This window comes from Streptomyces sp. AC555_RSS877 (assembly GCF_019049245.1).
In the GTDB taxonomy this organism is placed as follows: domain Bacteria; phylum Actinomycetota; class Actinomycetes; order Streptomycetales; family Streptomycetaceae; genus Streptomyces.
In genome coordinates this window covers 104,244-115,403 of record NZ_JAGMUK010000016.1, presented here as the reverse complement: position 1 = coordinate 115,403, position 11,160 = coordinate 104,244, and the positions used below count along the sequence as shown (strand labels likewise).

General features: G+C 71.8%; 9 protein-coding genes. 1 reads left to right on the top strand and 8 read right to left on the bottom strand.

All coding sequences use genetic code 11. The features are described 5' to 3' along the window. Positions 1 to 190: 190 nt before the first annotated feature. From KUM49_RS07830 to KUM49_RS07810, 5 genes are all read right to left on the bottom strand, one after another. On the bottom strand, positions 191 to 1,753 hold the full coding sequence (locus KUM49_RS07830; protein WP_217235980.1) for an MDR family MFS transporter: 1,563 nt from the start codon (positions 1,751 to 1,753) through the stop codon (positions 191 to 193). A 229-nt stretch (positions 1,754 to 1,982) separates the two neighbouring features. Further along, complete coding sequence (locus KUM49_RS07825) at positions 1,983 to 2,960, bottom strand: zinc-binding dehydrogenase (RefSeq protein WP_217235979.1); 978 nt, start codon at positions 2,958 to 2,960, stop codon at positions 1,983 to 1,985. A gap of 196 nt (positions 2,961 to 3,156) precedes the next feature. After that, positions 3,157 to 4,134, bottom strand: a complete 978-nt coding sequence (locus KUM49_RS07820) for a zinc-binding dehydrogenase (protein ID WP_217235978.1) — start codon at positions 4,132 to 4,134, stop codon at positions 3,157 to 3,159. Between the two features lie 84 nt (positions 4,135 to 4,218). Further along, a complete protein-coding gene (locus KUM49_RS07815) occupies positions 4,219 to 5,256 on the bottom strand; it encodes a methyltransferase (protein ID WP_217235977.1) in 1,038 nt (345 codons plus the stop codon). A 70-nt stretch (positions 5,257 to 5,326) separates the two neighbouring features. After that, positions 5,327 to 6,871 (bottom strand): FAD-dependent monooxygenase, encoded by a 1,545-nt coding sequence (locus KUM49_RS07810; RefSeq protein ID WP_217235976.1) that lies wholly within the window; start codon positions 6,869 to 6,871, stop codon positions 5,327 to 5,329. A gap of 116 nt (positions 6,872 to 6,987) precedes the next feature. Between KUM49_RS07810 and KUM49_RS07805 the strand changes: the two genes are divergently transcribed. Next, positions 6,988 to 7,476 carry a MarR family winged helix-turn-helix transcriptional regulator gene (locus tag KUM49_RS07805; RefSeq protein WP_217235975.1) on the top strand — a complete coding sequence of 163 codons (489 nt, stop codon included), beginning with the start codon at positions 6,988 to 6,990 and terminating at the stop codon, positions 7,474 to 7,476. Between the two features lie 56 nt (positions 7,477 to 7,532). Here KUM49_RS07805 and KUM49_RS07800 read toward each other — a convergent pair whose 3' ends face one another. The 3 genes from KUM49_RS07800 to KUM49_RS07790 all read right to left on the bottom strand — a co-directional run bounded on the left by KUM49_RS07800 (position 7,533) and on the right by KUM49_RS07790 (position 11,144). Beyond that, positions 7,533 to 9,176, bottom strand: a complete 1,644-nt coding sequence (locus KUM49_RS07800; protein ID WP_217235974.1) for an FAD-dependent oxidoreductase — start codon at positions 9,174 to 9,176, stop codon at positions 7,533 to 7,535. An 88-nt stretch (positions 9,177 to 9,264) separates the two neighbouring features. After that, positions 9,265 to 10,104 carry an ester cyclase family protein gene (locus tag KUM49_RS07795; protein ID WP_217235973.1) on the bottom strand — a complete coding sequence of 280 codons (840 nt, stop codon included), beginning with the start codon at positions 10,102 to 10,104 and terminating at the stop codon, positions 9,265 to 9,267. A gap of 77 nt (positions 10,105 to 10,181) precedes the next feature. Further along, positions 10,182 to 11,144, bottom strand: coding sequence for a GNAT family N-acetyltransferase (locus KUM49_RS07790; RefSeq protein WP_217235972.1), 963 nt, complete (start codon positions 11,142 to 11,144; stop codon positions 10,182 to 10,184). Positions 11,145 to 11,160: the final 16 nt, after the last annotated feature.

The window sequence follows — 11,160 nt, the reverse complement described above, 5'->3', positions numbered from 1 at the left end:
CTGGTCTGCCTCTGCCTGTTGTTCGGCCTGCGTCCTGCGTCGTACGGCTGTGCAGTGCCGACGATGTCCGCGAGGCGTCGATTCGGGCTCGAAGGGCGCTGAAGCGGGACGGGGCGCGCTGGGGGACGTACGCAAGCCGCCCTCCCCGTGCGGGGAGGGCGGCTCTGGGGCGAGACGAGAAGGGGTGTGGTCAGCTCTCCTCGGCGGCTTCGTGGCCCTGGTGGTCCTCGCTGCGCAGCGGCAGGTTCTTCATCGCCAGCGCGGCCAGCAGGCCGAGGACGAGGACCGGTACGGCGGTGAGGAACACGGGGGTGAGCGCGGCGGCGTACGACTGCTCGACGGCGTTGCGCACGGGCTCGGTGAGCCGGTCCAGGGTCTCGGTCGAGGACAGCGCGTCGGGGTCGATGCCGCGCAGCGCGTCCGCGGACGTCCGGTCGGCGATCTCCTCGGTGAGCCGGTTGTAGAAGATCGAGGCGAACAGGGAGATGCCCACGGTGGTGCCGAGCTGCCGGGCGAAGGCCACGGTGGCGTGCACGGCGCCGATGTCGTCGCGGGGTGCGGTGTTCTGCGCCGCCATCGTGAGGACCTGCATGTTCAGGCCCGCCGCGATGCCGAAGAGCAGCATGTAGGCGATGACCACGGGCCGGGACGTCCCGGTGTCCATGGTGGCCAGCAGCAGCGCCCCGGCGATGCCGATGGCCATGCTGAGCACCGGGTACCACTTGTAGCGGCCGGTCCGGCCGATCGCCGCGCCGCTGACGACGGAGGCGGCGACGAGGCCGAACATCATGGGCAGCAGCACGACTCCGGACATGGTCGGGCTGGCGCCGGTCACCACCTGGATGTAGATCGCCAGGAAGTTGACGGAGCCGAGGAAGACGATGCCCGCCGCGACGCTCACCAGCACACTGACGCTGAAGGTGGAGTCGCGGAAGAGGTGCAGCGGGATGACGGGTTCGGCGGCCCGGCGCTCGGCGGCGACGAACAGCACGGCGAGCAGCACCGCTCCCGCGCCGAGGCCGAGGATCCGCCAGTCCAGCCACTCGTACTTCACCCCGCCCCAGCTGGCGGCCAGGGTGAGCGCGACGATCGCGGCGCTGAGCAGGACGAAGCCGGTGTAGTCGATGTGCGCGGGCCGGTCGGTCCGGGGCAGGTGCAGACAGGTGGAGACCAGCACCAGGATCACGACGCCCACGGGCAGGTTGATCAGGAAGACCCAGTGCCAGCTCAGCAGGTCGGTGAGCGCACCGCCGACGGCGGGACCGGAGAGCGCGGCGAGGGCGAAGACGATGCCGAAGAGGTTGAAGTACTTGGCGGCTTCGCGCGGGTTGAACAGCTCCCCGATGATGGCGAGTACGGAGACGAAGAGGCCGCCGGCGCCGACGCCCTGCAGCGTGCGGAACAGGATGAGCTGGTCCATGGACTGGGCCGCGCCGCTCAGCGCGGAGCCGGCGAGGAACACCGCGACGGCGATCAGGAAGATCTTCTTCCGGCCGAACAGGTCGCCGAGCTTGCCGTAGACGGGCGTGGTGACACTGGCGGCGATGATGTACGAGGTCGTCACCCACGCGAACACGTCGAGACCGCCGAGGTCCCCGACGATGCGGGGCAGCGCGGTGGCCACGACCTGTGAGTCCAGCATGGCCAGGAAGACGGCCAGCAGGCAGGCGGTGATGACGGGTCGGATCCGGGTCTGGGCTGCGGGAGCGGCGACGGTGAGCGGGCCGCCTGCCCCTGTGGTCCGGGAGGGCACGGGAATTCGCCTTTCGGGCTGGAGTGGGTGCCATCCCCGTCCCGCCGGCCAGGGTGTGGCCGGCGTCGTCTGCGGTGTGGGATCCGTCAGGGGATTGCTTCAGGGACTGGTGTGGAGTGCGCCGTACGGCACGAGTGCCCCGTGCCGTACGGCGGGTGGCCGGTCACGAGCGGGGGATGATCGTGACCGGCCACGTTCGGTCAGGAGGCGGCCGCTCGCGGTCCCCCGGTCAGGGGACGAGCACGACCTTGCCGAGCTGGGCCCGTGCCTCCATCAGTTCGTGTGCCTTGACGGCGTCCTCGAGCCGCAGCCGCTCGTGCACGACCGGACGCACCTTGCCGGTGGCGATCATGTCGAGCAGGTCTCGCTGACCGGCCGCGATGGCCTCGGGCCGGTTGTAGAGCATGGCGTACAGGGCGAATCCGGCCACGGTCTTCATCCGGCTGAGCATCAGCGGGTGGATGGGCTGGATGTCGCCGCTGGCCGAGCCGTAGAAGACCAGCCGGCCGAACTGGGCGGTGAGGGCGACGCTCTTGGTGAGGATGTCCCCGCCGACGGTCTCCAGGACGACGTCCGCGCCCCGGCCGTCGGTTGCGGCCTTGACCTGCTCGTCCCAGTCGTCGTCGGTGTAGTTGACGGTGACGTCGGCGCCGAGTTCGCGGACGAAGTCCAGCTTGGCCTGCGTACTGGCGGTGGCGATCACCTTGCCGGCGCCCATCGCCTTGGCGATCTGCACGGCGAGGTGGCCGACGCCTCCGGAGGCGGCGTCGATCAGGATCGACTCGCCGGGCTTGAGCTGGCCGGCCTCCTTGATGGCGTGGTACGCGGTCTGGGCCGGGCTGGGCAGCAGGGTCGCCTCGGCGGCGTCCATGGTGTCCGGGATGGCGATGGCCCAGGAGGCGTCGGCGGTCACGTAGTCGGCGTAGGCGCTGTGGTCGACGTCGACGACGACGCGGTCGCCGACGCGGAGGTTGGTGACGCCTTCGCCGAGTGCCTCGACGATGCCGGCGACGTCACCGCCGGGGGCGCCGGGCAGGGTGGCGTGGCCGCCGATCGGGATGCCCTGGCGGCGTTGGACCTCGGCGAACGTGACGCCGACGGCCTCGGAGCGGATCAGCACTTCGCCCGGTCCGGGCTGCGGCTTCTCCGCCTCTTCGACACGCAGCACCGAGGGGGCCCCGTGCTCGTAGTGGCGGACGATTCGCATGGTGTTCTCCCAACTAGGAGGTGTGTTCGAGCCGCGATGGTCGCTGCGGCTCCGCCCAGGGATCCGGGTTACGGGTTGATCGTGTTGCCGAGGACAATTACATGCTTAAATGCACGTGCTTGTCAATGTGCATATCGATGACTGGGTGCAGATTCCGGCCAGATGAGGGCCAGGTGAGGCCCGCATCAGGGCCGGATCAGGGAACGAGCACCACACGGCCGAGCTGGGAGCGCGCCTCCATCAGCTCGTGCGCGGCCGCGGCGTCCTTGAGCGGCAGCTCGGCGTGCACGACGGGACGGACCCTGCCGGACGAGACCATGTCCAGCAGCTCCCGCGCGCCCTCGGCCATGACGTCCGGCCGGTTGCCCATCACGCCCCACATGCTGAAGCCCATGACGATGCGGTTGTCGAAGATGTCGCCGACCTCGATGGCGGGCAGTTCGCCGCCCGCCGCGCCGTACACGACCGTCCGCCCGAACTGGGCGGTGAGGTTCACGCACTTGGTGAGGACATCGCCGCCCACGGTCTCCAGAGCGACGTTCACGCCCTTGCCGTCGGTCGCGGCCCGGACCTTCTCCTCCCAGCCGGCCACGCTGTAGTCGACGGTGACGTCCGCGCCGAGCGAGGCGGCGAAGGCCAGCTTCTCCTCGCCGCGGGCGGCCGCGATGATCTGCCCCGCCCCGAGCGCCTTGGCCATCTGGACCAGCAGATGGCCGATGCCGCCCGCCGCTGCGGTGATCAGCACGGACTCACCGGGCTGGAGCTTCGCCGCCGTGACGACCACGTGGTAGGCGGTCTGGCCGGGGATGGGCAGCGAGGTGGCCTGACCGGCGTCGATTCCCTCGGGGACGGCGAACAGCCAGTCGGCGTGGGTGACCACGTACTCGGCGTACCCGTCGGCGGCCACGCCGGTGACCACCCGGTCGCCGACGCTCACCCCGTCGACGCCTTCACCGAGCTGCTCCACGATGCCGGCGACGTCGCCGCCCGGCGAGCCGGGAAGGGTGGCGGGGCCGCCGACCGGGATGCCCTGCCGGCGCTGGCACTCGGCGAAGTTGACACCGACGGCCTCGGTGCGGATCAGCACCTGGCCGGGGCCCGGGACGGGCTTGTCGGCCTCTTCGACGTGCAGCACCGAAGGGACGCCGAACTCGTGATGACGGACGATGCGCATGGAAGTACTCCTCTTTGTCCTACGTATCGGGGATGGGGTTGCGCGGAGAGGGAAGCCGGCTGTCGTCGCCGAGGGGCGCCGAGGTCACGCCGCTTCGAACTCGACGAGGGAGCGCACCGGACTCAGGGCGGCCACCCGGCGCAGAAAGAGCCCGGCCTTGGCCGCCAGCTCGCGCAGCTGATCGGTGGTGCGCATACGCCCGCCCAGGTAGACGAGCATCCGCAGGTCCAGATCGGTCTGGTCGGTCTGCACGTCGAGCAGCCCTTCGAGGACCATGACCCGGCCGCCCGCGCGGACGGCCTCGGCACAGCGCCGAAGGATCTCGGCCGCCCGCTCGTCGGGCCAGTTCAGCAGGACGTTGGCCAGCAGATACACATCGCCGCCGGCGGGCAGAGGATCGAAGAAGCTGCCGGCCACCGCGCGGCAGCGCTCCTGGAGCCCGGCGGCCGCGAAGTCCCGCTCGGCCGCCGCCGCGGGCCCCTCCAGGTCGAGGAGCGTTCCTCGCGCGCCCGCGGTACCGCCGACCACGGCCGCGAGCAGGTCGCCGCTGCCGCCGCCCACGTCGACGACATGCCGTACGGCCTGCCAGTCGCCCTGCGCCAGCAGCTCGGGGATCACCCACCGCATGCTCGCCGCCATCCGCCGGGCGAAGGACTCCGCGAGGGCGGCGTCCGACTCGACGTCCGTCCAGAACTCCTGGCCGTACAGCGCGGAGTAGACGGGGGCGCCGGAGCGCACGGCGTCGAGCAGCCGGAACACCGCGACCTCGCCCCGTCCGGTCGGACCGTCCAGCCGGAGCCAGTCACGGCCCGAGGCCGGGACGTCGTCGCGCAGCAGGGCACCGAGCTCGGTCGGTTCGTACCCCCCGTCGGGGAGCGGGCGGTAGATCCCGGCGTTCACCAGGTGACCGAGGAGCCGGCCCAGCGCGACGGGGTCCACGTCCGCCTGGTGGGCCAGCGTCTCGACCGTGACCGCTCCGGCCGCCATGTGGTCCGAGAGTCCGAGCGTGGCGGCCACTCGGATCGCCATGGGGGTGATCAGATCGCTCTTCCTCAGTAACTCCTGCGACCACGGGGGACTGGTGGGGGTACCGCCGGCCGTGGTGGTGGGGGAACTGCTCACTGCGTCCTCTCACTACGGGAACGGGACTTGTGGGGGGGAGTGGGGGGCGCGACGAACCGGGGGCCCGTCGTCAGACGGTGCCGAACCAGGTGGTGATGGCGGTGTTCAGCGACTCGCGCAGATCCGCCTCCGGCATGTCCCGGTCGGCGGCCCAGGCGACATAGCCGTCGGGGCGGACCAACAGGCCGGTCAGCTGAGGTTCCTGGGCGCACGTGGCCCGGACGTGCTGGAGCCGTCCGGCCCAGGAGACGCCCGCGGCCCACTTCTCGTACACCTGGCCGATCTCCGGGCCGCCGCCCAGGTCGAGCAGCAGACCGGTGCCGCGCTTCAGGAACCTGGGCAGGGCCTTCGTACCCTCCTCGGTGTCCAGCTCCAGGTCACGGGCGAAGTCGCCGAGCAGCGGGTGCTCGGGGCCGTCGATCGGGTAGCGGACGGTGACGCCGCTGAGCATCTCGGCGAGGTACCGGTTCACCTGCTCCGTGCGCATGAGGTCGGTGAAGAGCTCACGCAGCGGCGTGACGTACGGGTCCGGGTTCATCAGCGCGATCTGCGCGCGGGTGTTGGCCAGTACCTTGCGGGCCGGTGCCTGGCGCTCGCGGTCGTAGCTGTCGAGCAGGCCCTCGGGAGCCCAGCCGTGCACGGTCGCGGCGAGCTTCCAGCCGAGGTTGAAGACGTCCTGGAGGCCGAGGTTGACACCCTGGCCGCCCACCGGGAAGTGGGTGTGCGCGGCGTCGCCCGCGATCAGCAGCCTGCCCTCGCGGTAGCGGTCGGCCTGGCACGCGGAGTCGGTGAAGACGGAGAGCCAGCGCGGCGAGTGCGCTCCGAGGTCGCTGCCCCAGATCTCGCGCAGGCTCGCGGTCAGCTCGTCCAGGGTGAGTTCCGCGCCCGGCTCCCGCTCGGCCTGGAAGTCGAACGTGGACACCCGGTGGTAGGTGTCGTCCAGCGGCACGCAGAACAGCAGGCCGCGCTCGGTGCGCTCCATGCCCATGGGGGCGTTCTCGCGGTCGGCGAGGATCACGTCGCCGAGCCGGGCGGTGACCCGGCCGCCGGTGCCCGGGAAGGCGATGCCGGCTTCCCGGCGGACCAGGCTGCGCCCGCCGTCGCAGCCCACGGCGTAGCGGGCGCGCAGGGTGTAGGCGCCGTCAGGACCGGTCACCTCGGCCTCGACGCCGTCGGCGTCCTGGCGTATCGCGGTGACCTCGTGGCCCCGGCGGATCTCGGCACCGAACTCGGTGGCGCGCTCCTCGAGGAGCCGTTCGGTCCTGGTCTGCTCGGAGAGCAGGGCGTAGCCGTGCGCGCTGTCGAGGGTGGAGAAGTCGACCCACTCGTCGAGGCCGGCGAAGTGGCCGTTGTTCCAGGAGCGGGCGCCCTCGCGGAACCGTTTGAGCAGGCCGCGCCGGTCGAGCGACTCGAGGGAGCGGGCGTGCAGGCCGAAGGCCTTGGAGTGCGGGGTGCGCTCGGGCAGCCGCTCGAGCACCACGGCCCGGACGCGGGAGATGCGGAGTTCGGCGGCGAGCAGCATGCCGACGGGGCCGCCGCCGACGATGAGCACGTCGAACTCGACGTCGGGGTCGTAGGCGATCTCGACGTCGCGATCGGATGTCTCGGTGGACATGGGTGGATTCCTCTCGGAGGTATATGTGCGTCAACAGGTATATGCTTTACGTCATGCAGTCGATTGAGAGCATACAGATGCTCGTCTGCCGTAATCAACTCGCTTAGAATGCGGACATGGACACTTCGACCCAGCCCCCGCCGCGGGCAGCGGAACTGCTCGACGCCGTCGGCCCCGCCTTCTCTCGACTGCGGCGTGCGCAGGCGCTGAACGTCGAGAAGCAGGTGTCCCGCAAGGACTTCACCAGGACCCTGGTCCTCAACATCGTTCAGGACGGTCCGGACGAGGAGGGCCAGGAGATCACCGTCGGCGTGGTGGGCGAACGGCTGGCCGTCGACCCCTCCGTGGCCAGCCGGATGGTCTCCGACTGCATCTCCGCCGGCTACCTGATCCGCGCGGCCTCACAGCGCGACGGCCGCCGTACGATCCTCCAGCTCACCCCGGAGGGCCACGAGACGCTCGCCCGTTTCCGCCGTCACCAGCGAGCGGCCTTCGAGCGCATCACCCAGGACTGGCCGGAGCAGGAACGCCTCGAGTTCGCCCGCCTGCTCATCAAGTACGTCGACTCCGTGGGCGAGTTGCAGAACGGCCCGGGCGCAGCCTGAACCCCCTGAACGACTGAGCGGGCCCCGGCACGCGGCCGGGGCCCTGCTCCGCCTCCTCACCCTCGTGCGAGGATCCTCCGCAGTACCGCCGTCAGCTTCGCGGTCTCCTCACCGCCGGGGTCGGCGCCCGTCGAGCGCCAGGCGACGAACCCGTCCGGGCGGACCAGTACCGCGCCCTCGGGGCGCACCCCGCCGTAGCGCTCGGACCAGCGGCCGTCCGGGTCGGACAGGGTGCCCGCGCCGCCGCCCGTGCCAGGCACCACGCGGCGCGCGGCGAGCTTCACCCCCAGCTCGGCGGAGGCGGCCACGGCGGCCGACATCCACTCCCGGCCGCGCTCCCCGGCCAGCAGCACGAACTCCCGCCCGAACAGATCCAGCGTGGAGACGGGTTCGCCGCCGCGCGACAGCTCCGCGTACGGCGCCCGGGTCCCCGGCGCGCCGCGCAGCGCCCGTGGGTCGGAGGCGACCGGAAGGTCCGCGCTCCCCGGTTCCCCGACGACCGCGGCGGACCGGTACGCCTGCCCCGTCGTCACGGTCACCGCGTCCGCCGCGGCGGCCTGCTGCTCCGGGGTGGCGGTGCCGGACCGCACGGCGAGCTGCAGGGAACCCTGCTCGGCCGTGTAGACCGCCACGGGCCGCCGCTCGGCGTCGTACGTCTCGACGAGGCCGGCCCCCGCGACGCCGTCGACCACCAGAGCGAGCTTCCAGGCGAGGTTGTGGGCGTCGGCGATACCGGTGTTGGCTCCGTAACCGCCGGTCGGCGGCACGACATGGGCCGCGTCCCCGGCGAGCAGCACCCGCCCGTGCACGAACCCCTCGGCGACCTGCTCCGCCATGTCCCAGGGGAAGCGGGAACGGATCGTCACCTCGACCCCGGGCGCTCCGATCGCGGCACCCACCAGCTCGGCGCAGCGGGCGTCGGTGAAGTCCTCCAAGCTCTCTTTGTCCTCGGGCCGGTACCCGACGATCAGCGTGCCCCCGGTCAGCGTGTCGTCATGGACGAGGATCCCGGTGACCTGGGGATTCTTCACGTGGACCACGCTGTAACGGCGCTCCCCCAGCACGGGCCGCAGATCCGCGCCGAACGCGATGCTCACATGGCGGGACAGCACCCCGCGCCCCTGCCGGGGCACCTTCAGCGCCTCCCGCACGGTGCTGCGCGGCCCGTCGCAGGCGACCAGGTAGGAGCTGCGGAAGGTGCTGGTGCCGGCTCCGTCACCGAGGACGGCGGTGACCCCGTCCGGGTCCTCCGCGAAGGACAGCAGTTCGGTACCGAACCGGAGGTCGGCGCCGAGTTCGACGGCACGGTCCCGCAGCAGCGGCTCCAGCCGGTCCTGCGGCAGCAGGAGCAACCGGGACGGGGTGAGGTCGCCGAGCTCGTCGTCGCCCTCCAGCTCCTCCTTGCTGAACAGCACCTCGCCCGCCAGGGAGGTCACCCCGGCCCGGGTACGGTGCGTCGCGAAGCCCGCGGCCTCCCGTACGGCCGCCTCCTCGACCCCGGCCTGACGCAGCAGCTCCCCGGTCCGGGGGTAGTAACCGACGGCCCTGGGGTGGATGGAGGTGCCCGGATGCCGCTCCACCAGGGTGCAGCGGACCCCGTGACGGGCGAGGAACACGGCGGCGGACAGCCCGACCAGGCTGCCGCCGACGATCAGGACGGGCGCGTTCGATACGGGTGCGCTGTCGTCGTGGGAAGTCATCGCGGAGTCCCTCTCTCGGCTCTGGACTGGCTCTCGGCCGGGCTCTTCGCCCAGGTCATTCGGCTGTCGGTACGGATGCCGGGCCCGCTCACGGAGTCGGCAGTCCGGCCTTGCCGAGCGCGAGGTAGTCGACGACCTCCCAGTGCTCGGCCACCTTCCCGTTCTCGATCCGGAACTGGTCGCAGGTGCGCATCTCGAGGGGCAGACCGGAGGGGCCGCCACCGCTCCAGGCGCCGGTGAGCGTGCCGGTCCAGGTCACGAAGACCATCACCCGGTCGTCGGCGGCGACGAGGTGGTCCACGGTGGTGACCAGGTCGGGGAAGGCCGCGATGTTGTCCGCGAAGAACGCCTTGAAGGCGTCGAGCCCGTCCGGCACCGCGTCCGTGCGCATGTTGTGGTGCCGGTAGTCCTGGTGGTAGTAGCGCTCGGCGAGGTCCAGCCGGTGTTCGCTGAAGACGTCGCGGTACGCGCCGAGCACCAGCTCCGCGTTGGCCCTCTCCGTGTCGCTGTGCTGTCCGTGCAGCCCGGGAGCGGCCGGCTGACCGCTCTGCGACGGCCCGTAGGCCACGCCGTGCGCGGCGAGCACGTCCCGGTCGACCACGTTCCAGTGCTCGGCGACCCGGCCGTCCCGCAGGCGGTACAGCTCGGCGGTGTGCAGCCTGAGCTCGGCTCCCGCCCGGGTGCGCCCGGTCCACGTGGCGAACAGCATCACCCGGTCGTTGTCGGCCACCAGGTGGTCGATGTCGGCGCGCAGGCCCCGGAACTCACGGTCCGGCGTCTTCCAGTCCGTAGGGTCGTGCTCGGTGAAGTCGGCGTGGAAGAAACGGCCGGCCTCCTCGAAACGGTGCTCGCGGTAGAGCGTGCCGTACAGATCGCGGACCAGCTCGGCGTTGCGTGTGCGCCGGCCGGCGGGGCTCACAGTGGTCATGGGTTCCTCTCGGATCGGCTCGGATCGGCTCGGATCGGATCAGCGGGGGACGGCCTGAGACGACGGCCCTCGGGCGCTCAGGCCTTGAGCGCGTACGTCGACCAGGAGGAGTCGGTCTCGAAGCCGAGCTTCTTGTTCAGCGCGACCACGGCCGTGTTGGCGGTGTCGTTGAAGACCTGGACCAGGGCGAGGCGGCCGTTCTCCCGGGCCGCCTCCAGCAGCACGTCGGCCTTCAGCCAGGTGGCCAGGCCCCGCCGCCGGTGCTGCGGCAGCACCAGCGTCTCGCCGGCGTCCGCCATCGGGCTGTCCCGCACGAACAAGGTGCTGTACGCGACGATCACGGTGCCGTGCTCGGGCAGCGCCACCACCACGTGCGGCAGGTGCCCGGCCCGCTCCGCCTCGGCCTCGCGCGCCCGTACGTCGCCGGCGGACGGACGCCGCACCCGGGGCCGGCCGTTGACCCGCTCCTCCAGGGCGCTCCAGGCCCGCGCGTAGGGCTCCACGAGATCGTCGGGGCAGGGCCCGCGCCACGACACCAGCCGGTACCCGGGCACCGGCCGGGCCACCGCGGCCTCCAGCACCGCCCGGGCGGGGCCGACCAACCGCAGCCGGTTGCGCACGCTCTCGCCGACGAGGTCCGCCCCGAGCTCCGCCGCGAAGCGCTCACCGGCCGCCGCCCTGGGAGCGTCGGCCAGCAACAACGGCCGTCCCCGCTCCCGCAGAGCCGCCAGCCCCGCGGCCGCCAGGGCCCGCCCGGCCCCGCGCCGCCGGAAGCCGGGGAACACCCACAGCGAACCGTGCCCCGGCCCGTCCGGATCCCCCAGATCGAGACCGAGCTTCAGCACACCGGCCGGAACGTCCCCGTCGAACGCGCCGAGCACGATCCGCTCCGTCCCGTGCCGCCGCTGGAACAGCCGCGCGAGCAGCGCCTCGGTCACCGGCGGATCGCCGGGCAGTTCCCGGCTCATGGTCTCCCGGAACCCGGGAAGCAGGGCGGCGATGGTCGACGGCTCATCGCCGTCGAGGCTACGAATCTCCATGCGGCACACGGTGTCC